A 22662-nucleotide genomic window follows, 5' to 3' on the forward strand; every position below is an offset into this window, starting at 1 on the left:
GATCGGCGCCGAGAACTGGTCGCGGGCGCTAACTTCTTCGAGCAGCGCGCGACCGAATATTTGAAGGCCACAAAGTCGCGAAGGTTGGGGTGGATCTGACGGCGTATGGGCGCCGTTCGAAGAGCGGGGAGACGCCCGACAGAGCGGCAGATCTGCGGGTCGCCTAGAATCTGTCGACTGCTATCGATGGCCTAGGATTCGCTCGAGTGTCCTCCGCCATCCGATACTACTCCACGGTACTCCTCACTCCCACTCGATTGTCTACTGCCCTTATAGCTTATTGATTATGCAATAGAATTCTAATTGGCGTTCCTTCGAATACCGTCAACAATACCGTCACAAAATGGCTTAAATCCAAATCTGCGACGGAGCACCTCGCAGTATCCGAAACACCGCCGATCGCCGCACGGCCGTGCAGTGTCCTGAGATACCATCTTTCTGTTGGCCTCTGCTGTAGGGAAGCCTGTTAGATCGTTAGCTCGGGATCGTGCTGCTTGCCAACCGGGTTTTGTGCTCTGACGGATCGATGGGCTGTCGCGCGTCCCATCGCGGCTGAGGAAGCGGGTCGTCAGTCAGGAAATGACCGATAGCATTGACAATGCACCAAACCCTCCTCGCCTTTGGTCCGTTGGACCGATGACGCTGCCGAGATTTCCCCATTTCTCGTCTGCGTTGTCGGTCTCTTTTTTGGCCGGGCGGGCGGCAACTCGTTCGGATTGCCCTTTAGTGGGGGAGCGTCACCTGCACCGATTAAGCGGTTCAGTGCCCTGCGTTCTGGCCCTTAGGAATGTGTCTCGTGCCGAATGCCGTTGTTGAACGGTAAAAAGGGGGCTGTTTGTGGAGGCGTTCAGTATTAGGCGCTGGGGCCGTCTGGTCCCGTCATTGCGTGCCATTGCTCGATGTGCGGGCCCGTTTGAGCGCCAAGCGACACACACACCATGGCCAGCAACGGTAAGACTGTGATACCATTGCACAAGTTGCGTCGCCGCCGGCAGACTGCCGTTTCCGCGAAGCCGGACAAGCGCAGTGCTCAGTATCGTAACTCTCAACCCGATGAACAAGTAGCCGCGGATTATGGAACTTGTCGTCGCCCTTGGCCTGATCGCCTTCAAGGTCGCGTTGCTGATTGCGATCCTGCTGCTGCTGCCTTTGCCGCTGACCTGGGTGGAACGCAAGATCGCCGGGCACATCCAGCAGCGGATGGGGCCGATGCGCGTGGGGTGGCACGGGCTGCTGCAGCCGGTGGCGGACGGCATCAAGCTCTTGACCAAAGAGGACCACATCCCGGCCGAAGCCGACCGCTTCCTGTTCAAACTGGCGCCAATCCTGGCGCTCGCCCCGCCCTTTGTGGTGTTCGTCGCGATCCCCTTCGGCGAAAGCATCTCGGTCCTCGGTCACGAGATCACACTCTACGTCTCCAACATGAATGTGGCCCTCCTTTTCGTCTTCGCGGTGATCGGGATCGAGGTCTATGGCGTCATCTTCGGCGGCTGGGCCGCGAACAGCAAATACGCGGTCCTCGGCAGCCTCAGAACCTGCGCGCAGATGATCAGCTACGAGATCCCCATGGGGTTCGCGGTCATCGGCGTGGTCATGCTGGCGCAATCCATGAGCCTGCTCGATATCGTGCGGGCACAGGCCGATGTCTGGAACATCGTCTACCAACCGGTCGGATTTTTCGTATTCTTCGTCGCCGGGCTGGCCGAAGCTCAGCGCATTCCGTTCGACCTGGCGGAGGCGGAAGGCGATCTGGGGGCCGGGTTCCATACCGAATACAGCGGCATCCGCTTTGCGTTCTTCATGGTCAGCGAATACGCCGTCATGCTGCTGGTGTCGGTCCTGTCGGTCATCCTGTTCTTCGGCGGCTGGAACGGCGTGCTGATCCCGTTGCCGCCGCTCCTCTGGTTCGCGCTCAAGGTCGCGTTCTTTCTCTATGTGTTTATGTGGTTCCGCTTCACCTTCCCGCGCTATCGATACGACCAACTGATGGCGATCGGCTGGAAAGTCTTGCTTCCACTGTCACTGGCGAACATAATAGTAACAGGTGTTGCTTTCCTTTGAGGGCCACCCCAAGCGAGGCGGCGATGTCGCGCGCACTGCACATAAGTGGAACATGGATCGGCTGGGCATTCTTCGCCGATCTAGCGGGCGCCTTGGCGCTGACCTTCGGCTACATGTTCTCCAGATCCGTGACCATGCAGTATCCTGACAAGGAAAAATGGTTGCCCTATTCGCGTTACCGCGGGCATCACTTCCTGACGCGCGACGAAGAGGGCGAGATCAAGTGCGTGGCCTGCGAACTCTGCGCGCGGATTTGTCCCTGCGACTGTATCGAAGTCATTCCCTACGAGGACGAGAAGGGCAACCGGCATCCAGCTAAATTCGAGATCGACATGGCCCGCTGCCTGTTCTGCGGGCTGTGCGAGGACGCCTGCCCGGCCGACGCGATCGCGCTTGGCCAACAGTACGAATTCTCGAGTTTTTCCTCGCGTGACCTGGTGGTCGGGCGCGACGACCTGCTCGGCAAACCGGGCAAGGCGACGACCGGCGGCGGCGTCGTCGCCGCGCGCCTGAACACCGAACAGGAGGTGCTGGTCGAGACGAGCGAGCCTCAGGGATACAACTGGTGGCGGAATATCCGCCGAACGTGAACGCGCGGCAGCCGTCAAGCCGGAGCACAGGAGGCTCAGATGCTTGTCCGCCAAATCTTGAAGACCAAATCTCCCGAGCTCATCTCGGTCACACCAGATCAGACGGTCGTAGAAGTCCTGCGGCTGTTTCGGGACAACAACATCGGATTCGTGGTCGTCAGCCGTTCGCCCGGGGAATGCCTGGGCACGCTGTCGGAGCGGGACTGCTGCTATGCGGTGGCTGAATACGGAATCGAGGCGCCCACAATGCGGGTCGCCGACATCATGAACCGCAGTGTGGTGACCTGTTCGACACAGGATTTGCTGCCCTTTGTGATGTCGCTCATGACCGACCGACGCACGCGCCATGTGTTGGTCATGGATGGCGACGCTTCTGTCGGCGTGGTGAGCATCGGCGACGTGGTCAAGCACCGGCTCGACGAATTGCTCCGTACCGAGCAAGCGTTGAGCGATTACATTGCCGGCACCCCTTATCACTGAGGATGCAAACCCGGGGGAGCCGATTAGGGTGAACTGCCCGGAAGCTCGGCAATGCCTTGGCCGCGATTTTCAGGGCGCGCCCCGACTCCGGTGTCGAAGGCAGCGTGCGCCTTTTGAACCTCCACCGGACAAGGGTATTCGCCCCGCCGCATAAGGCTGTTGAGACGCAGGTCTCTATAGTTTTCAGGCACGAACAGGAGGCCCGGGGGAAAATGCCTGTTGACCTTGAGCTGCGCCCTCAGTTCGCCCTGGGCGGATCGCACGACCACCTGATCGCGATCCGCAAGGCAAAGCTGCGCGGCGTCCCACGCGCTCATCTCAACATATGGGTCATCCGCCACCGTATTCAGGATCTCCGAGCGTTCGGAAAGATGTCCATTGTGGAACAGGCAGTTGCCGGTGACCAACATGAGCCGGTCGGCCGCATTCGGGTTAGGCGGAGGGGCGAAGAACTCGCCAGCCGGCGGCGTCGGGTCCGCCGTGGTGAATGCTCCGTCGGCTCCAAGCCCGTCCGTCAGCCCTTGGTAGGCCGGAACCAGCCGGGCAATCTCGCGGAAGATTTCGCCTTGCATCGACGGTTGCAATGCCTGGTTGCGGAGCGCTGCGACGAAGTCGAAGATCGCTAGATTGCCCCGCGCCTCGAAGGCGGGTTCGCGGAACTTGCAGACCTTCTGGATCCGGCCCTCGTTGTTGGTGAAGGTGCCGGTTTCCTCGCCATAACCCGCCGCTGGCAGGACGACATCGGCCACGCCCACCGTATCTGTGAGGAACGTGTCCTGCACGATCAGGAGATCGGTGGCATCAAGCGCCCGCTTGACAAATCCCCGGTCGGGATAGGCCATCAGAGGGTCGCTTCCGGCGATATAAAGCGCGCCTACCCGCCCCTCGTTACAAAGCGCCAGCATGGCGTCGAGATCTGCGCCCGGCTCAGGCGGAATTTCGGCGCCCCAGGCTCGTACGAGAGCGGTGCGCGCCGCATCATCGTTGACCGGGCGCAGCCCCGGCAGCGCCGCCGACAGAACCCCCATGTCCCAGGCGCCCAACTGGTTGGCACGGTCGAAGAGGAACTGCATCGCCAGGTCCTTGCCGAGTATGCGGAGAAGCTGCAACAGGTTTCTGAGTTGCTGCAACGTCGCGCGCGCTTCGGGTGATCTCAGGAGATCGGCGCTGACAAGAACGGTGACGCTGCGGCCTTCCAGCAGCGCGGCGACCAGACGGTCCGGCCCGTTACTCTCTGCGGTCGCTTCCGGCCCACCGCTTGTCGCGCCCCTGTCGGCAAAAACGTCACGCGGCAAGGCCTGACCAGCCGCCGCCACCAGCCCGGCCACTACCGCGGCAAGGCTCGCTGCCTCACCGCCCGGCCGAACGCGAACGACCACCCGGGCATCGGCGTCCAGACGGGATGGCCGCGCCGAGAGCATGAGCAACCCGGTCTGCCGCCGCCGGGCGCTGTCTCGCAGCAGGTATTCACTGACCGGGTTCTCGTCGGTCACGTTGCCACCGACGACAAGCACGCAGTCGTTGCCGATCACCTCCTCCAGCGGCGCGCGGGTGTAGAAGCCCGCCACCAACGGGCCGAGCGTCTCGAAGGGCGTGGACCAGCGCGACGAGCAGTCGATGTTGTTGGTCCGGAATACCGTCCGCATCAGCTTCTGGAACTGATAAAGCACCTCGTTGGGCAGGCGCGGTGAGGCCAGCCCGCCCGCAGCCTTGCTCTCGACGGCCGACAGGCCTAGGCGCAGGTAGTCCCCGGCTTCGTCCCAGGAAACCGGAACCAAGGCACCATCACGACGGATCATCGGCCGCTTGATCCGGTCCTGGCTCTCGACGAAATCGAGGCCGAAGCGTCCCCGCACGCAGAGCGTTTCGCGGTTGAGCCCCTCGTCCCACTTCGAGCGGACCCGCATGAACTCGCCCTTGCGTGTGCCGACGGTCAGCTGGCAGCCCGTGCCGCAGTGCGGACAGACCGTGTCGGTCTCGACCAGATCCCAGGGCCGCGCCTTGTAGCGATAGGGGAAGCTCATCAGCGCGCCAACCGGGCAGACCTCGACGCAATTGCCGCACTGGTCGCAACTCGCGAGACTGCCCTCGAAGCCGGTGACGGCGGTATCCATGCCTTTTTCGATGGTGCCCAAGGCGACCGCTCCGACCACGTCCTCGCACATCCGGACGCAGCGCTGGCACTGGATGCAGCGGTTGACGTTCATGATGATGACGGGGCTGAGACGGATGTCCTCGGAGTGGAACACACGTTTGGCATCGCGGAATCGGCTTTCCCGGGGCCCGTATGCCATCACCATGTCCTGAAGCTCGCACTCGCCGCCCTTGTCACAGATCGGGCAGTCGAGGGGGTGGTTGGCAAGCAGCATGTCGAGCATGGAAGAGCGCGTTTCGTCGATCAGCGGCGTGTTAGTCCGCACCACCATGCCGTCGGTGACCGCGGTGGCGCAGGAAGGCTGCAGCCGCCGCTGCCCTTCGATCTCCACCAGGCACATGCGGCAGGAGGCCAGCGCCGGCAGCCGCTTGAGATAGCAGAAGGTCGGGATTTCGATGCCCAAACGCTCGGCAGCCTGCAGCACCGTAGAGCCTGCCTCCACTTCCAGCGATTGTTCATCGATCGTGACGCTAACCATGACTTTCTTGCGGCCTTCTCCCTGCGCGCTCCTTAGTGAAACGAGCACCTGCCCTCCTCGATATGGGCGACGAATTCATGCTCGAAATGCGCCAGTGCCGCCCGCAGCCCCATAGCCGCGCCATCGCCCAGAGCGCAGAACGTGTTGCCGAAAATGCCCTTGCAGAGCGCCTCCAGCTGTTCCAGATCGTCCGGCACGCCCTGTCCCGCCTCGACCCGGCGCAGCACTTTCACCACCCAGTTCAGCCCTTCGCGGCAAGGCGTGCATTTCCCGCAGGACTCGTGGTGGAAGAACTCGATGATCCGGGTGGCGACCTTGACCATGCAGGTCGAGTCGTCGATCACGATCACCCCGGCCGAGCCAAGCATCGAGCCGACCGCAGCCAGTGAGTCGAAGTCCATCCCGACATCCAGCCCGCGCTCCGGGATCAGCGGCGCCGAGACCCCGCCGGGGATCACCGCCTTGATCCTGCGCCCCGGCGGCGGCCCGCCCGCGCGGTCCTCGACCAGTTCACGCAGCGATATGCCCATCGGCAGTTCGTAAAGGCCCGGTTTCCGCACGTGCCCGCTGAGGCAATAAAGCTTCGGACCGGGGCTCTTGTCAGGGCCGATGCCGCGAAACCAGTCCGGCCCCCGCGCCACAATATGCGGCACGCAGACCAGCGTCTCGACATTGTTGATCACGGTCGGGCTGGCGTAGAGCCCCGCGACCGCCGGAAATGGCGGTTTCAGACGGGGCTGCGCCCGCTTGCCTTCGAGCGAGTCGAGCATCGCCGTCTCCTCGCCGCAGATATATGCGCCGGCGCCGCAATGGATGTGCACGACGAAATTGAAATCCAAGCCCAGAATCCGTGTCCCCAGATAACCCTTCGCATGGGCCTCGGCGATCGCCTGCTCCAGCCGGTGGATCGCCAGCACGTATTCCCCGCGGATGTAGACATAGGCGGTTTCCGCCCCGATCGCGTAGGCGCTGATCGCCATGCCCTCGATCAGCTGGTGCGGATCACGCTCCATGATGATCCGGTCCTTGAACGTGCCGGGCTCGCCCTCATCGGCGTTGCAGCACAGGTATTTCGGCTTGTAGGCCCGTTTTGGCACGAAGCTCCATTTCAACCCCGTCGGGAATCCGGCGCCGCCGCGACCGCGCAGGTTCGATTGCTTGACGAGGTCGATGATCTCGTCGGGCGTGTGCTCGCGCAGCGCCTTCGCCAGCGCCTGGTAGCCGCCGCCGGCCTCATAGCTCGAAAGCAGATGGCCATCCGGCACGTCCATGTTTCTGAGAAGGACCGGTTCGAACATGGCGGCTATTCACCCGGCGGTCCCGCGGCGGCGAGTTCGGCGCCAGTCGCTTGCCCTGCCGCCGCGCGCAGCCTGTCCAAGAGCGCGTCGATCCGCGCAATGTCGAGGTCGCCGTGATAGTCGTCGCCGACCTGCATCACCGGGGCCATCTCGCAAGCGCCGAGGCATTCGACGGTCGAAAGCGTGAACAGCCCGTCCGGGGTCGTGCCGCCCTTTTCGATCCCCAGCACAGTCTCCAGATGCCTCAGTAGGTCCTCGGATCGGCGCAGCATACAGGATAGGTTGTCGCAGAGTTGCAAGTGGAACAGACCCACCGGCTCGGTATGGAAGAGGGTGTAGAAGGTCGCCAATTCGTAGACCCAGACCCGCTCGACACCCAGGATGTCGGAGACCTCTTCCAACACCGGGCCGGGCAGATGACCATGTTCCTTCTGCGCGATCAGAAGCGCGGGCATGATCGCCGAGCGCTGGTCGGGATACCGCGCCGCCGCCGCTTCTATCTTTTCGCGCATGTTCATTGCGTCCAGATCCCGGCTACTTGTCTACCTCGGCCATCACCGGGTCGAGGCTGCCCAGCACGGCGATCATGTCCGCCAGGAAGCGCGCATTGCTTGCCCCGAACAGTCCCTGAAGGTTGACGAACGACGGTGCCCGCACCTTCATACGGAACGGTTTTTGCGACCCGTCGCTGATGATGTAAAAGCCGAGTTCGCCCTTTGGTGCCTCGATCGCCGAATAGACCTCGCCCTTCGGCACTTTGAAGCCATAAGCCGACAGGTCGAAATGCTGGATCAGCGCCTCCATCGAGCAGTGCACCCTGTCCTTATCCACTGGGAAAGCGATGGTCGGGATATCGATCTGGAACGGCCCCTCGGGCATCTGGTCAAGGCATTGCTCGATGATCCGGACGCTCTCGCGCATCTCCTCGACGCGGCATTGCCAGCGCGCGTAGCAATCACCCTCATCGCGGGTAATGACGTTGAAAGCCAACCGGTCGTAGATCTCATATGGCTCGTCGCGGCGGATGTCCCAGTCGACGCCCGAGGCCCGCAGGTTCGGGCCACTCAGGCCAAGGTCGATGCCGTCCTCGGCTGAGATCACGCCGATCCCCTGCGTGCGCTTCAGGAACACCCGGTTGTTCTCGACCAGCCGTTCATAGTCGCGGATCCGGTTCGGGAAGATGTCGCAGAACTCCCTGATCTTGGGAAAGAACCCGTCGGGCAGGTCCTCGCGCACACCCCCGACCCGGCAGAAGGACGTGTGCATCCGCGCCCCGCTGATCATCTCCAATAGGTCCATGATCATTTCACGCTCGCGCATGGCGTAAACCAACGCGGTCATGGCGCCCAGGTCCATCGGCAACGCACCGGTGATCAGGAGGTGACCGGAGATCCGCGCGAGTTCGGCCATCAGCACGCGGATATATTGCGCGCGGATCGGCGCTTCGATGCCCAGGAGCTTCTCCACCGCTAGCGCGAAAGCGAGGTTGTTCGAGGGCGGGCAGAGGTAGTCGAGCCGGTCGGTTAGCGGAAAAATCTGGGTGTAAGTGAAGCTCTCGGCCAGCTTTTCGGTGCCGCGGTGGAGGTAGCCGATGTGTGGGTCCACGCGCGCGACATACTCGCCGTCCAGCTCAAGGACGAGCCGCAGCACCCCATGCGTGCTGGGATGCTGCGGGCCGAGGTTGAGAAGCACCTCCTTTGTGTCGAGCGCTTCACCTGCCGGCCTGCTCAGTTCCGTGACTTCGGTCATCTCACTTCCCGGCGTCGAACGGCCTCCCTTATGGAATGTCCTTGGTGGCGAGATCGGGCTGCGTCGGCGGCGGGCCTTCCGCGCCAAACGGGTTCAGCGTGTCCTTGTAGCCCCGGAGCGGAAAGTCCTTGCGCTGCGGAAAGCCCTCGAAGCCTTCCCACATGTAGATCCGGCGCAGGTCGGGATGGCCCTCGAACCGGATGCCATACATGTCCCAGGCCTCGCGCTCGTGCCAGTTGGCGGTCCGCCAGACCCCCGTCACCGACGGGACCCGCGGCGGATCGCCGAGGCGGCATTTGATCCGAACGCGCCATTTGTTCGGCAGCGAATAGAGGTGGTACACCGCCTCGTAGCGCAGCGTTTCGGGATAATGGTCGACCCCGCAGATGTCGGACAGGAAATCGAACCGCAGCGTCGGATGGCCCTTCAGGAATTGGCAAAGCTCGACGATCATGTCAGGCGGTGAGGCGAAAGCGTGAACCCCATGCGAAAAGCCAAGCTCCTCGATTTCCCCCCCGAAACGTTCCGCGATCAGGGTGCGGATGAGGGACGTCTCCACGCTCATGAGGCTGCAACCCGATCCAGAGGCGTCCCGGCCAGCGCGCGGGACCTCTTGATCTTCTCTTGGAGCAGAAGGATGCCATGCATCAGTGCCTCGGGCCGCGGCGGGCAGCCGGGCACATGCACGTCCACCGGCACGAAAGTCTCCGCCCCCTGCACCACGGCGTAAGTGTTGTAGACCCCGCCCGAGATCGCGCAGGTGCCCATGGCGATGACCCAGCGTGGCTCCGGCATCTGGTCGAAGAGCCGGCGCACGACCGGAGCGAACTTCCGCGTCACCGTGCCGGCGATGATCATCACGTCGGACTGGCGCGGCGAAGGTCGAAACACCACGCCGAAGCGGTCGAGGTCGTAGCGGGCGCAGCCGGCCGAAATCATCTCTATGGCGCAGCAGGCAATCCCGAAGGTCTCGGGCCAGAGCGCCGACCGCCGGCTCCAACTGATGACGCTGTCGGCGGTGGTGAACAGCACGCTGTCGCGAATCGTTTCGCCTACTCCTCCCATTCCAGCGCTCCTTTCAGCCAGGCGTAGGCGAAGCCCACGATAAGCAGCAGCATGAAGACAAACATCTCGACATAGCCGACGAGCCCGATCTCCTTCAGCACGACCGCCCAGGGAAACAGGAACATCGCCTCGACGTCGAACACCACCAGCAGGATTGCGAGGATGAAGAACTGCACCCTGAAGCGGCCCCCGGCGGCCTCGCCGGCCGGGTCCATGCCGCACTCATAGGGCATGTTCTTCGCGGGATAGGGGTTGGACGGGCGCAGGAGCGAGGAGACGAACAGCGTCGCCACGGCCACCAGGACAATTCCGGCGACCATGAAGAGAACCGGCAGGAATTCCATTCCAGTCATGTCGCGCTGCCCTGGTCACCCACCGAGGGCTTGCTCAAGCTGCGACCGACCAATCTTCAGGCCGGCGGTGCTGGCCCTCGTGCAGCGACTAGGGCATCCTTTCGTACGCTCCAGAGTATTCCCTTGGCCGGTTCATTGCAAATCCAATCGTGGTCAACCGCCGAACACGGAACTCTGGGCAAGCCTCAGAAACCACGCCGGAAACAGTCCGATGCCGATGGTGCCGGCGGCGGTCAAGGCGAGCGTGGCGCGGACGGACGGCGTCAGGGCAGGCTCGAACGCGCGCTCCGGCTCGCGCATGTAGATCACCATGACGATGCGGATGTAGAAGTAGGCGGCGACGGCGCTCAGCAGCACCGCGATCACCGCCAGCGTGACGAAACCCCGCTCGACGAGCGCCACCAGCACGTAGAACTTGGCGAAGAACCCGGCTGTCGGCGGAATGCCGGCGAGCGAGAACAGGTAGAGCAGCATCAGAAGCGCCAACCCGCGATGCGACTTGGCGAAGCCGGCGTAGTCCTCGATGACCTCGCCGGAGAAATCGCCATTCCGCATCATGATGACGATGCCGAAGATACCGAGATTCATGAAGGCGTAGATCAGCAGGTAGAGCATCACCCCGGCAATCCCGTCGGCGCCACCCGCCACCACGCCGAAGAGCGCGAAGCCCGCATGGGCGATGCTGGAATAGGCGAGCAGGCGCTTGAAATTGTCCTGCACCAGCGCCACGAAGCTGCCGAGCGCCATCGTCACCACCGCGATCACCGCGACGATGATCCAGGCGTCGGAAGCGGCGACCAGCGGGTTGAGGAACACGCGCAGGATCACCGCGAATCCCGCCGCCTTGGGGGCGACCGACATGAAGGCCGTGATTGTCGTCGGCGCGCCTTCATAGACGTCCGGCACCCACATGTGGAACGGCACCGCGCCGACCTTGAAGACCAGCCCCGCGACGATGAAGACCACCGCCAGGAGCAATCCGGGATCGAGCGGGTCGCCGGTCACCGCCGCAGCCATCCCGTCCAACTGCGTCGTGCCGGTGATCCCGTAGATCAGCGAGACGCCGTAGAGGAAGATTCCCGTCGAGACCCCGCCGAGAACCACGTATTTCAGCGCCGCCTCGTTCGACCGCCGCTCCTTCCTGAGGAAGCCGGTGAGCACATAGGTCGAGAGCGCCATCAGCTCGAGGCCGACATAGATCGACAGAAGATCGGTTGCCGAGGCCATGATCATCATGCCGGAAAGCGCAAAGAGCAGCAGGACATAGTATTCGCTCAACGCGATCTCCTCGATCTCGGCATATTTTCGCGACAGGAGGAACGTCAGGATGGTCGAAAGGTAGAACACCATCTTGAAGAAGACCGCGAAGCGGTCGGCGATAAACATGCCCGAATAGGCCGGCCGCACCTCGCCCGCCAGTAACAGTGTCGCCAGGGTCGCAACCAGCACGGTTGCAGCGGAAGCCCAGACGAGGAAATACCCCTGTCCCTTTGGCACAAGCTGTCCCAGAATCAGCAAGATGCAGGCCCCAGTGACCACCACGATCTCGGGCAGGCTCGCTAGGATCGACTGGAAAAGCGTGGCAGCGGTCATTGGCCGCCCCCGTTAGAATGCACCTGCGTGAGCAGATGCCTCACCGATGGCCCGATGATGTTGAGAAAAGGTTTCGGATAGAGCCCGACCCAGAGCACGAAGACCGCCAGCGGCAGGATCGTCACCAGCTCGCGGGCGTTTACGTCGCGAATCTTGAACCGCACGCCGATGCTGGCTGGACCAAGCGCGACTTTCCTGTACATGCCAAGCAGATAGGCCGCGCCCAGCAGTGCCCCCAAAACGGCGGCCGCGCCGACGGCCAGATTGGCCGCAAACGCGCCCGACAGCACCAGCAACTCGCCCACGAACGAATTCGTTCCCGGCAGCGCCATCGACGACAGGGTGAACAGCGCAAGAAACGCGGTATAGACCGGCGCCGCCTTCATTAGCCCGCCATAATCCGCGATGCTGCGGGTATGGGTCCGCTCGTAGATCAGGCCGACGAACAGGAACAACGCGCCCGTCGTTACGCCATGATTGAACATTTGCAGGATGCCGCCCTCGAGCCCGCGGAGGTTCAACGTGAAAATACCCAGCGTCACGAAACCCATGTGGCTGATGCTGGAATAGGCCACCAGCTTCTTGAGGTCGTCCTGCGCCAGCGCGAGTAACCCGCCATAGACGATTGCGAGCGCCGAAAGCGTAAGCATTAGCGTCGAATAATACAGCGACGCCTCCGGCAGCATCGGCAGCGAGAACCGCAGGAAGCCGTAGGCGCCCATCTTCAGGAGAACGCCGGCGAGGATGATGCTACCCGCCGTCGGCGCCTGCACATGGGCGTCCGGCAGCCAGGTATGGACCGGGACCATCGGCACCTTGACTGCGAAGGCGATCAGGAAGGCAAAGAACAGCCAGGACTGAACCCGGAACGGCAAATCCTGCGCCGTCAGGGCGAGGATGTCGAAAGTCTCGCCGCCGTGGAAATAGAGCACGATGACACCGATCAGGAACAGAAGGCTGCCCGCCAGCGTGTAGAGGAAGAATTTGAACGCCGCATAGACCCGGCCGTCGCCACCCCAGACGCCGATGATCACGTACATCGGGATCAGCATCGCCTCCCAGAAGACGTAGAACAGGAACAGGTCGAGCGCGCAGAACACCCCCAGCATCAGCGCCTGCATGGCCAGCAGGCTGACCATGAACTCCTTCACCTTGCGGTCGATCGCGACCCACGAGGCGAGCACGCAGATCCAGCCCAATAACGCAGTCAGGAATACAAAGAGCGCGCTAATTCCGTCGATGCCGAGCGCGTAAGTGATTCCGAGCGCGGGCACCCACGGGCGCGTCTCGGTGAACTGCATCTCGTGGGTAGTGGTGTCAAAGCCGGCCAGCAGAGCGATGCAGAGAGCGAGGTCGAGGACGGTGACACCTAGCGCCGTCCACCGCACCGCATCGTCGCTGCGGAGAAGCATCAGAACCGCTGCCCCGGCGGCGGGCATGAACACGATTAGGCTAAGCAGCGGGAACGCCATCGCACCCCTACCGCCACACCACAGCGAAGACGGCGATGGCTGCGATCACACCGACGATCATCGCCAGCGCGTAATGGGTCACGACGCCGGTCTGCAGCTTGCGCAGCGCACCGCCACCGCGCAGGATTGAGCGGGCGACGCCGTTCACAACGGCGTCCACACCGTTGAGATCGATCCGCAGTCCGGCCCGTGCGGTTCCGTGCAGGAAGGGCAGCACCACGGTCTCGGACACGTCGCTCACCGCCTTCTCGTAGCGCGCCAGCGGTTTTTCGGCGAGCCACATGAAATGCCGCGCGCCTTTGCGGTAGAACCAGTCGGTGTCGATGCTGATCGTGTTCTCGGGGTCGAGCGCCCTGAGGAACAGCACGAAGCCCAATGCGGTGAACATCAGTATGCCGAGGCTCTCGGTGATATGGACGCCGGTGTAGGGTTCGAAGTCGACTGGATGGGGCAGCAGCGCGTAAAGTGGTTGGGGGAACACCCCGATCGCGATGCACAGCACCGCCGCCATTCCCATCGCAACAAGCATATTGCGGGGCGGCTCCCGCGCCTCCAGCTTCCGGTCCATGCCGAAGAACATGTAGTACGGGAGCTTGAGCCCAGTGTGCAGGAAGGTCCCAGATGATGCCATCGTCAGCGCCAGCACCACCAGCGCGCGGTGATCCTGTCCGGCGGCGGCCACCACCATCGATTTGGTCACGAAGCCCGAGAAGAACGGAAATGCCGAGATCGCGAAGGCGCCGACCATGTAGAGCGCCACGGTCAGCGGCATGGTCCTGTAGAGCCCACCGAGCTCGGTGAGCTTGCGCCGCCCGGTGACGTGGATCACCGCCCCCGCACCCATGAACAGGAGCGCCTTGTAGAGGATATGCGCGAAGGCATGGCTGGAGGCCCCGTTCACCGCCATCTCGGTACCGATGCCGACGCCCGCCACCATGTAGCCCACCTGGCTGACGATGTGATAGGCCAGGAGCCGACGGCAGTCGTTCTCCAGCACCGCGTAGATGACGCCGTAAAGCGCCATTGCCGTGCCGAGCCAAACGAGAAGCTCGGTGCCCGGAAACGCCCGGACCAGCACATAGACGGCGGTCTTGGTGGTGAAGGCGCTCATGAACACCGCTCCGGTGACGGTCGCCTCCGGGTAGGCGTCTGTCAGCCAGGCGTTGAGAGGCGGCACCGCGGCGTTGAGCATGAACCCGGCAAGGATCAGGTAGGCGGCGACGCCCATCCCCCCCTCGATCGGGCCGAAGAGCAGCGAACCTGTGGCGAGCCCGTGGAGAATGACGCCACCCAGCAGGGCGACGCCGCCGGTGATATGGACCATGAGATACCGGAACCCCGCACGGATCGCCTGCTTGCCGCGCTGGGCAAAGACCAGATAGGCAGAGGCAAACGCCATACCTTCCCAGAACAGGAACAGGGTCAGGTAGTCGCCTGCAAACACCACGCCGAGCGCGCTGCCAACATAGACGAACGCCGCCACATGCTCTCCGGCGCCCGTCAGGTGCAGCGCATAGACCATGCCGATCAGCGCCATAATGGTGAAAACGGTGGCGAAGACGATGCTCAGCCTGTCGACCTTCGCAATCAGGATTTCCTGCCCGATGAACTCCGCCGCGCCGTAGCTGCCCGGCTGCACGGTGAGCACGGCGAGGATCGCCAGCGCGGGAATCAACATCAGATAGGCCTTGCGGATTGATCCTTTCAGGAAAGGGATCGGCAGGGCGCCAAGAATGAACAGCAGGGCGGGATGGACGAAGTCAATCATAATAGTCCTCGCGCCGCATCAACCCGCCCTGATGGCCGAGGAACTTGGAGACGAAGATCAGCAGGACGCAGGACAAGAAGCCATAGACGGCCGACCAGCCCGGCAAGCGGTCCCACAGGAATTCAGCGTGTTCGCGGGGGACCAGAAAATCGGCGATGACGATCAGAACGAGCGCCAGATAAAACAGCCGGCGGCGTTGCTCCGCGTATCTCGCCTCACCAAAGAAATCGACGACACGCCTGATCATCTGACCACTCCTTCCGCCAGGGTGAGAAAATAGCCGGGGAAAATACCCATCGACACCGACAGGATCGCGGTCGCGACCAGTGGGATCGTCACCAACGGAATTTCACGGACCGTCGCCGGACTTTCCTGTGTCTCCGTCCCGAAAAAAGCGACATAGCTGACCGGCAGGAAGTAGGCGGCGTTCAGGACCGAGCTCACCAAGAGCACGACCAGGAACGCAATCTCCCCCGCCTCCACCGAGCCCAGCGCCAGATACCACTTGCTGACGAAGCCCGCGGTCGGCGGCACCCCGATCATGCTGAGCGAGGCCACGAAGAACGCGCCCATCGTCCAGGGCAGCCTGCGGCCGATGCCGGCCATGTCGCTGATGTTCCGCTTGCCGGACGCGCAATAGATCGACCCGGCGCAGAAAAAGAGCGTGATCTTGGAGAACGCATGCGCCGCAATGTGGATGATCCCGCCAACCATCGCGACCGGCGACAGCAGGACCGCGCCCAGCACGATGTAGGAGAGTTGGCTGACCGTCGAATAGGCGAGCCGCGCCTTCAGGTCGTCCCGCGTCAGGGCGTAGATGGACGCCATCAGGATGGTGAACGAGACCAGATAGGCCGTTGCGATGCCGAGCCCCAGCCCGTCCACCAGCCCCGTGCCGAAGACATGGAACACCACCCGCAGCACGCAGAACACGCCCATCTTGACCACGGCCACCGCATGCAAGAGTGCGCTGACCGGTGTCGGCGCGACCATCGCGGCAGGCAGCCAGGCGTGCATCGGCATCACCGCGGCCTTGGCGAAGCCGAACAGATAGCAGAAGTAGACCACGGTCAGCAGCGCCGGCGAGGCATCGACCCCGGCCAGCAGCCCGCCTGGCACGAAGTCGAGCGACCCCGCCAGATGGTAGGTCAGCGCCAGCGCGGCGAGAAGCACGCTTTTCGACGCCCCCATCAAATAGACGAGGTACTTGCGGCTACCCGTCCATCCCTCTTCGTCCTCGTGGTGATAGACGAGCGGATAGGTAACGAGGCTGAGCACCTCGTAGAAGATCACCAGCGTGAACAGATTGGCGGCGAAGGCGCCCCCGACGGCCGCCGCGAGACTGGCGGCGAAGCAGGCGAAGAACCGGGTCTGCGCGTGCTCGTTCAAGTGGCGCATGTAGCCGATGGAATAGATCGCCGCCACGATCCACAAGAGCGACGAGACGGTGGCAAACACCATGCCGAGCGCATCGACCCGGAAAGCGAAGTCGATCCCCGGCAGAATCTCGAACAGGCGCAAATCGACCGTCCCGCCGGCCAGCACCGTGGGTGCCATCGAGGCGACAATTGCGAACATGGCGATCGCGGCCAAGGGCGAGACGAGATCGCGGAGTTTCTCGCGGTTGTTCAGAACGAGAACTGCAAGGGCCGCCAGGCCTGCGACGGCGACGGCAAGCAGCGGCCGGATCGATATCACCGGGTCCAAGCCGCTATCCTTTCATCATGGTCACGTCGTCGACCTTGAGGGTGGACTTGTTCCTCACGAGGGCGACCAGAATCCCGAGGGCGACCGCAACCTCCGCCGCGGTGATTGCGATGACGAAGATCGCGAAGATCTGCCCGCGGAAATCGTCGTAGTAACGCCCGAAAGCGATGAAATTGATGTTGACCGAGTTGAGCAGCAACTCCAGCGACATCAGCACGACCAGGATATTGCGCCTGAGCAGCACGCCCGCCGCTCCGATCACGAACAGGACCACTCCGAGCAAAATATACCACCAGAGCGGAACCATCACCCCTGCTCCTTCCGCGCCAGCACGATGGCGCCGACCAGGGCCGCCAGCAGGATCACGGAGGCGGCTTCAAACGGTAGGAGATAGTCGGCGAAAAGTGTCATGCTGAGCTGCCTGATCTGATCGCCGCCGCGCATCGCGACGGGCTCCGTGACCGAAAAGCGGTCGCTCCAGAGCACCAGTACAAGCATCTCGACCCCAAGCAGGACGAGCAGCACCAGAGCCGGCAGGTTGCCGCCCGGCAAGAACCGCTGCAATACCGCTTCGCGCACATCGATCATCATGATCACGAACAGGAACAGGACCATGATTGCGCCGACATAGACGAAGATCTGGATGACAGCGAGCAACGGTGCCTCGAGCAAGACGAAGATTGCCGAGATCTGCAGGAAACACGCCATCAGCGCCAATGCGCTGTGAACCGGATTCCGCGCCAGGACCACGGTCAGTGCCGTGATCACGGACGCCGCAGCGAACAGAAGAAAGAACGCCTGATCCATCGACGCCAACCCTCCGCCGCGATCTGTCACTCGGCGCAAGGCGGCCGGGTTTGAGATAGCTGCGCACTTCAGATGCGTCTACAAATTGTGCCCTAGTATCGAATTTTTCTCAAGATTACATGGTTTGGCGCTACGTTATGCCCAAGTCTCAGCATCTGATACGGTGTGCGATCCCGCAGCTGCCTATCCGTTACTCAGGCTGCCTAAGGAGGTTCGGCACGAGATCAGAAACCCTGAAAAAAGGACGTCGCGGCCAGACGGCGGGCCTTTGGCGAGCTTACCCCGCCCAGATGTAGTGAATAATCTCTTCGGCCTCGCGCTCGACCTCCTCGATGCGCTTCTTCACCACGTCGCCGATCGAGACGATGCCGTCGAGTTGGCCGTTCTTTACCACGGGCAGGTGGCGGAAGCGGCCTGTGGTCATGATCTCCATGACCTGGTTGATCGTGTGGTTCTCGGTGCAGAGGTTGACCTTGGCGGTCATTGCGTGACGGACACTCTGCTCCAGGGCCGCAGCCCCATACTTGTTCATGGCGCAGACGATGTCGCGCTCGGACACGATGCCGATCACCTTGCGATCACCATTGGTAACGACCAGTGCGCCGATCCTGTGTTCGGCGAGCCTGTTGATCGCCACGGCGAGCGTCTCGTTCGGGCCAATCGTCTCGACGGCTCGACCCTTGTCCTCGAGAATCGCTTTGACGTTCATGGCTTCCTCCAAGCGCTGCTACGCTCCAGTCCTCCGCCCCGTCTCCCTCTCGGTGCATTTCTGCGCCATCGTGCGCCGCGCGCCTTGATATTTCAAGTCCGACTTGAAATCTCAGGCCACAGTGCTTTCTGGCGGTAGGCCTTCATGATTGGCTTACACAAATCGCCGCCTGCTACAGGGGTCGCCCTTGCCGGCGCCGATGCTCATCGATCAGCCGAGAGCGCCGCCACGGATTTCCAAGGGAAGCCGATTCCGTCGGGCTCATGGGCGGCATGCCTGGTTCCTCTAGATGCATGCCGCTTTCGTCGATTTTCGCAAGCGCCCCTGAAACCTCAGGCGGCGTGCAGGTGCCGTTCAGCGTCCGGTGCAGCGATTTTGGCAAGCGGCGCGAGGATCGAACTTTCGCCCTTCAGAGCGATATCACTCAGCGAGATGAGGCCCCGTCATTCGCTTCTGCCGGTTGAGCACTGGAAGGTGACGCACCCGGCGCGCCTGCGTTTGTTCAAGCGCCTGCTCCAGGCCTGGTCCTCGAAACAGAAGAATATGCCGGGCGACATCACAGCGTCGGACGCGAATCCTTCGTGGTAAAACATCCGGGTCGATCGAGTGAACGGTGGAATCACTATGGCGGGCGTTACTGTGACAAGACGATCAGGATCGTCATTGATCATGTGCGGCAGATGAACTCCCGGACCGCCGAAGATCCTACGCTAATCTACTCCAAAACAGCCGCTTCGCCGAATTTATTAGGTCTTTCCCCTACTCCCACTCAATGATCAATTATGTCTATAACTGCTTGTTTTGATTGATAAAATCTTATCATCTTTCCAACGAATACCGTCAATAATACCGTCAGATTGTTAGGCTGTTGAAAAGACTAAAACAATGTGGTCGCCGTCGCGGTATGCACACTTTTGACTGCATTATTTACGACTGCCATTCGGCGAGGTCAAAGCCGGAGTTCACAGACCATAAGGCAAGGACGGTCTTGCTCATGCTCGACAGCCCTAGGTCGAGTAGACGGGAATGGGCTGGCAGGAGATGGGTGTCGTGTCGAATCCTGTCGATCCTCGATGGACCAAAGCTTCGCATTCTCATCTGCTGTGACATTTTGTGGGCACACCTTTTTGAGGTCGTTCATTGGCAAGTCTTTGATGCTTGAAATTCTTCGGTGCTAGCAACATCACGTAATACGCTGGCAGGTTGACGACAAATCTCCTGTTCGATGGAGCTTGTCGTGCATTTTTTTGGATGAATCACCGTGCTAGCGTGGACACATAGGCCCAATGATCCTCTGTCCTTCAACGTTTCCGCTTCGGAAGACGGCCCAAGAAAGGCTTTCTCGGCAGTACTTTCGCGTACTGAAGTACGGAAAAATTAGAATGCCTCTCCATCTGGTCGGGGAAACGATCGAGAAGACACGCAGAGACGGGCAAACTGGTAAAGCTGATGCGCGGCATCTACGTCGATGCCGATGATGACATCGACACGGTGCTCCTCCGACACGCTGTTCGCATGTCCCAATATCTATACCCGCGTGCTATCTCTCTGCAGCCATTTCCGTGCTGCTCGGCCCAACGCGCGACGGTCGCCTCTTCCTAAGCGGTCGACGTAAGCAGCCGACCCGGCTCCGTTTCACTCAAGATCATTCAGAACGAAGGCCCGCCAACCCCTCTGTCGCACAAGCAGTGATCAACGACATTGTGAACGAGTTCCGGATGGCAGTCTCTTCCTTGCACCAGCGATTCCTCGAGGCCTTTCGGCTACGCAGATAGCATGCAGCGTCAATGGACGACGCCATGCGGGAGGCGATCGCGAAAAGGCTCATAGAGGAATACAGCAGCGCGAAGGGAGCGGCAGACGCGGTGTGGACGCTTGCGCGCGAAAACCAATGTATCGCGAAGGCCAACAGGCAGAAGGCTATGTGCTCCGTCGCCGCTTCCCGGTGCGCAACGAAGCTGCGATGGATCTGATCGTGGCCTGGCCATTGCCGGCGACTATATGCATATCACCGTCGCCGAGGTCCGTTGGGTTCGCCAGCGCGGACGCGTTCGTTGGCGGGATGTCGCCGAAGGGGCCTATCGGCGCGAGCAGGTCGTCACAATTCAGACGCTTGTCATTGATCGTTTGCCGGCGTCGGTTCGCTCCGCGATGTTTCCTGCGGATGGTTATTGCGAAATCCGGCCGACCGGGCGCGAGTCGCCGCGTGAGCTTGGATTTCCCCGCAATGTTGGGATCCGTAAACTTGAAGATCGCCTCCTCGACCTTGCACACGCGCAACGACTGCGTTTGGTCGCGCAGCGGATCGATCCGCGCTGACCCGCTTGTTTGCCGGGCGCAACTCGGTTCGCGCGCGCGATCGTCTGCATCAGAGGGTGGTTCTTCATTGGCTTGTCGAGATGGATCGTCGAGCAGGTTGGCACGTCGAAGCCGGTGATCCACATGGCGCAGACGAAGACCAGTCTCGACCTCCCCACCTCCTGGAGCATGGCTTCAAGTGGAACCGACGAGTTCACCGGCCGGATGCAGGAGGCCATCAACGGGATGATGCTGGACATGATCGCCGCGATTGCCTGCAAGGACTATCACGACAGGCGGCGGCGGCAGGCCCAGGGTATCCAGAAGGCCAAGCAGGAAGGGCGCTACCGAGAGCGGCCTGAGGACCAGGAGCGCAATGCGGCCATAGAAACGTAGACCCCTCCATTTCGTTACCCGGTAGCTACGTTGCACTGACGACAGCCGCAAGTAGGCGACCCGATTGGTATGCCCTGACGTACACTCCACCTCCAACCGCTGGACAAGGATAGCCCCGCCAGCGCGCGCGCTCATGTCGGTCTGGAGGGTATCGCCACCGGGCAGCCTCTCGGCGTCTGGCGGTCGTCTCACTCGGGCCTGTGTGGTGAAACCGAAGGGGCACGGGGGGTGCCACGCATGAGCCTGTTATCCGATGGGTCGTAAGAAAATTTGGCCCGGATATTCCGACCCCTCCTTTTGACCCCGCCCCCGCTGAACCCGCTCACCCGAATTGTCTATCCGAGCTAGCCCAAGCGGCCGATTTGGGGGCGATCTTTATCGGCTACTAATGACCTGTCGCTTGACGCTGGGGTCAATTGGGTGGGCACTCGTCATTGGGTGGGCACGCGCGTCAGGCCGGAGTGTAGGCTGGGGGTGCGGAAGTCGCAATCTTTGAAGGTCCGTCCCCGGCCGCACTCTTGAGACACCCGCCCGGGTAGCCTTGGAGGGCGGCACTAGCCGATGTAAGACTGACAGGGTGCCCAAAGCTCCGCTGTCTGGGTCCCTGTCATCGCTCAGTCACTATTTTAGTTGTGCTGCCACTGCACCCTGCGAAGGCAGCTCAAAGCAGCGGGGACTAACCCCAAGCCCCACCACCCGGTCCCCGCTGCTCATTTACCGTCGCAATGACGTCAAAGGCCCGCGTGACCACCTACAACATCGCAGCACACGCCAGTACCCGGCATGATCGTCAAGGCTTTCCGGTGCCGTTGCGGCTCAACGCGCTACGTTCACGGCGGAATTCGTGAAGGGAGAGATTCGCGCGGTAGGCGCACTGGACGGGCGCGCCATCTTGTCTATCTAATCGCCGACGCAAACCTCACCACGGAAACAATCCACCTCGATCACGAAATCCCAAACATCGTCCTCAAAACGAGCATTCCTATCGACCTGCTGATCGGAACCTACCGAACAAGCAAATTGCGAGCGCCTTGCTTTAGGATTGCCAAGCGCTTCGGCAGGCATTTGCAGACCATCGATTGCGATACGCTCCTTTTGGCGATGCCACTTAGGGTATGATGAATTGCAAAAAGCTCAAGACTGTTTGGCTGGCCATCGATTCCGGCCGACTGCTCGGCCATTAATTTCACATAATTTCACATTCCAAACAGAGACGAAAGTTGGCCCAGAGCTTACGGCCGAAACGCTCGCTTAGGCAGTTGGATGCACCGTAACGGGGGCGAGGCTTCCGCGCCGATTCCAAATCCTTTGCTCTTCGGCCGTCCCCTCGTACGTCTTGACTAGTACGAGCCCGCAGCCTATTTCAGCGCGACGTTAGCACTCTCCACTGGCGAGTGCTAACCACGCTCCGGCAACGGAGAACCTTTCAACCTCCGCACCAGGGATATCCAAAATGGCAAAGTCGAATTTCCGGCCGCTGCATGACCGCGTGGTCGTTCGTCGGGTCGAATCCGAATCCAAGACCTCCGGCGGCATCATCATCCCCGATACGGCTAAGGAAAAGCCGCAGGAAGGCGACATCATCGCCGTTGGTTCCGGCGCCCGTGACGAAGCCGGCAAGCTCGTCCCGCTGGACGTCAAGGCCGGCGATCGCATCCTGTTCGGCAAGTGGTCGGGCACCGA

Annotated in this window: 21 protein-coding genes and 2 pseudogenes; 6 read left to right on the forward strand and 17 right to left on the reverse strand. The window is 61.8% G+C overall.

The features are described from left to right. Positions 1 to 1074 precede the first annotated feature (1074 nt). From nuoH to AC0L2K_RS06960, 3 genes are read left to right on the forward strand one after another with little or no spacing between them, the layout of a single operon-like run. Positions 1075 to 2061 (forward strand): NADH-quinone oxidoreductase subunit NuoH, encoded by a 987-nt coding sequence (gene nuoH / locus AC0L2K_RS06950; RefSeq protein WP_023800393.1) that lies wholly within the window; start codon positions 1075 to 1077, stop codon positions 2059 to 2061. Between the two features lie 23 nt (positions 2062 to 2084). Continuing rightward, positions 2085 to 2651 carry an NADH-quinone oxidoreductase subunit I gene (locus AC0L2K_RS06955; RefSeq protein ID WP_473530958.1) on the forward strand — a complete coding sequence of 189 codons (567 nt, stop codon included), beginning with the start codon at positions 2085 to 2087 and terminating at the stop codon, positions 2649 to 2651. Between the two features lie 39 nt (positions 2652 to 2690). Further along, positions 2691 to 3131, forward strand: coding sequence for a CBS domain-containing protein (locus AC0L2K_RS06960; protein WP_023800391.1), 441 nt, complete (start codon positions 2691 to 2693; stop codon positions 3129 to 3131). A 23-nt stretch (positions 3132 to 3154) separates the two neighbouring features. Here AC0L2K_RS06960 and nuoG read toward each other — a convergent pair whose 3' ends face one another. The 15 genes from nuoG to AC0L2K_RS07035 form a co-directional block, all read right to left on the reverse strand. Next, positions 3155 to 5764 (reverse strand): NADH-quinone oxidoreductase subunit NuoG, encoded by a 2610-nt coding sequence (gene nuoG / locus AC0L2K_RS06965; RefSeq protein ID WP_473530959.1) that lies wholly within the window; start codon positions 5762 to 5764, stop codon positions 3155 to 3157. Between the two features lie 32 nt (positions 5765 to 5796). Beyond that, positions 5797 to 7062, reverse strand: a complete 1266-nt coding sequence (gene nuoF / locus AC0L2K_RS06970) for an NADH-quinone oxidoreductase subunit NuoF (RefSeq protein WP_473530960.1) — start codon at positions 7060 to 7062, stop codon at positions 5797 to 5799. A 5-nt stretch (positions 7063 to 7067) separates the two neighbouring features. After that, positions 7068 to 7580, reverse strand: a complete 513-nt coding sequence (locus AC0L2K_RS06975; RefSeq protein WP_027152451.1) for an NADH-quinone oxidoreductase subunit NuoE — start codon at positions 7578 to 7580, stop codon at positions 7068 to 7070. A 16-nt stretch (positions 7581 to 7596) separates the two neighbouring features. Continuing rightward, a complete protein-coding gene (nuoD, locus tag AC0L2K_RS06980; protein WP_473530961.1) occupies positions 7597 to 8811 on the reverse strand; it encodes an NADH dehydrogenase (quinone) subunit D in 1215 nt (404 codons plus the stop codon). Positions 8812 to 8839: 28 nt separating this feature from the next. Beyond that, positions 8840 to 9376 (reverse strand): NADH-quinone oxidoreductase subunit C, encoded by a 537-nt coding sequence (locus AC0L2K_RS06985; protein ID WP_128179632.1) that lies wholly within the window; start codon positions 9374 to 9376, stop codon positions 8840 to 8842. Then, a complete protein-coding gene (locus AC0L2K_RS06990) occupies positions 9373 to 9876 on the reverse strand; it encodes a NuoB/complex I 20 kDa subunit family protein (protein ID WP_027152448.1) in 504 nt (167 codons plus the stop codon). The genes AC0L2K_RS06985 and AC0L2K_RS06990 overlap by 4 nt, the downstream gene beginning before the upstream one ends. Continuing rightward, positions 9864 to 10229 carry an NADH-quinone oxidoreductase subunit A gene (locus AC0L2K_RS06995; protein WP_023800384.1) on the reverse strand — a complete coding sequence of 122 codons (366 nt, stop codon included), beginning with the start codon at positions 10227 to 10229 and terminating at the stop codon, positions 9864 to 9866. The genes AC0L2K_RS06990 and AC0L2K_RS06995 overlap by 13 nt, the downstream gene beginning before the upstream one ends. A gap of 153 nt (positions 10230 to 10382) precedes the next feature. Continuing rightward, positions 10383 to 11822 carry an NADH-quinone oxidoreductase subunit N gene (locus tag AC0L2K_RS07000; protein WP_023800383.1) on the reverse strand — a complete coding sequence of 480 codons (1440 nt, stop codon included), beginning with the start codon at positions 11820 to 11822 and terminating at the stop codon, positions 10383 to 10385. Beyond that, entirely contained in the window at positions 11819 to 13294 is a 1476-nt protein-coding gene (locus tag AC0L2K_RS07005) for an NADH-quinone oxidoreductase subunit M (protein WP_128245414.1), read from the reverse strand. The genes AC0L2K_RS07000 and AC0L2K_RS07005 overlap by 4 nt, the downstream gene beginning before the upstream one ends. 7 nt (positions 13295 to 13301) lie before the next feature. Then, a complete protein-coding gene (locus AC0L2K_RS07010) occupies positions 13302 to 15062 on the reverse strand; it encodes a Na(+)/H(+) antiporter subunit D (RefSeq protein WP_128245413.1) in 1761 nt (586 codons plus the stop codon). Beyond that, positions 15055 to 15309 carry a hypothetical protein gene (locus AC0L2K_RS07015; RefSeq protein ID WP_023800380.1) on the reverse strand — a complete coding sequence of 85 codons (255 nt, stop codon included), beginning with the start codon at positions 15307 to 15309 and terminating at the stop codon, positions 15055 to 15057. The genes AC0L2K_RS07010 and AC0L2K_RS07015 overlap by 8 nt, the downstream gene beginning before the upstream one ends. Beyond that, positions 15306 to 16769: a monovalent cation/H+ antiporter subunit D family protein gene (locus AC0L2K_RS07020; protein WP_023800379.1), complete on the reverse strand. Its 1464-nt coding sequence runs from the start codon at positions 16767 to 16769 to the stop codon at positions 15306 to 15308. The genes AC0L2K_RS07015 and AC0L2K_RS07020 overlap by 4 nt, the downstream gene beginning before the upstream one ends. Before the next feature lie 4 nt (positions 16770 to 16773). Then, positions 16774 to 17076, reverse strand: coding sequence for an NADH-quinone oxidoreductase subunit NuoK (nuoK, locus tag AC0L2K_RS07025; RefSeq protein ID WP_023800378.1), 303 nt, complete (start codon positions 17074 to 17076; stop codon positions 16774 to 16776). Next, positions 17076 to 17576, reverse strand: a complete 501-nt coding sequence (locus AC0L2K_RS07030) for an NADH-quinone oxidoreductase subunit J (RefSeq protein ID WP_023800377.1) — start codon at positions 17574 to 17576, stop codon at positions 17076 to 17078. Before AC0L2K_RS07030 ends, nuoK begins: the two co-directional genes overlap by 1 nt. 277 nt (positions 17577 to 17853) lie before the next feature. Next, positions 17854 to 18285, reverse strand: a complete 432-nt coding sequence (locus AC0L2K_RS07035; protein WP_027152445.1) for a CBS domain-containing protein — start codon at positions 18283 to 18285, stop codon at positions 17854 to 17856. 2001 nt (positions 18286 to 20286) lie between these two features. Here AC0L2K_RS07035 and AC0L2K_RS07040 point away from each other — a divergent pair. Further along, the gene (locus AC0L2K_RS07040) at positions 20287 to 20604 is read left to right on the forward strand and encodes a hypothetical protein (RefSeq protein ID WP_473530983.1); all 318 of its coding nucleotides are present in this window, start codon (positions 20287 to 20289) and stop codon (positions 20602 to 20604) included. A gap of 59 nt (positions 20605 to 20663) precedes the next feature. Here the strand turns inward: AC0L2K_RS07040 and AC0L2K_RS07045 are convergent. Next, positions 20664 to 20822: pseudogene (locus tag AC0L2K_RS07045) on the reverse strand (hypothetical protein); the annotation flags it as partial. Between AC0L2K_RS07045 and AC0L2K_RS07050 the strand changes: the two are divergent. Further along, positions 20746 to 20970 (forward strand): annotated as a pseudogene (locus AC0L2K_RS07050) (recombinase family protein); the annotation flags it as partial. The pseudogenes AC0L2K_RS07045 and AC0L2K_RS07050 sit on opposite strands and share 77 nt — an antisense overlap. A 909-nt stretch (positions 20971 to 21879) precedes the next feature. Here the strand turns inward: AC0L2K_RS07050 and AC0L2K_RS07055 are convergent. Continuing rightward, positions 21880 to 22044, reverse strand: a complete 165-nt coding sequence (locus tag AC0L2K_RS07055) for a hypothetical protein (protein ID WP_473530962.1) — start codon at positions 22042 to 22044, stop codon at positions 21880 to 21882. Between the two features lie 388 nt (positions 22045 to 22432). On the opposite strand from AC0L2K_RS07055, the gene AC0L2K_RS07060 reads away from it, so the two are divergent. Then, positions 22433 to 22662 (forward strand): co-chaperone GroES (locus AC0L2K_RS07060; RefSeq protein ID WP_473530963.1); only part of this gene is annotated, 230 nt, incomplete at its 3' end.

It is taken from the genome of Mesorhizobium sp. WSM4817 (assembly GCF_055811135.1).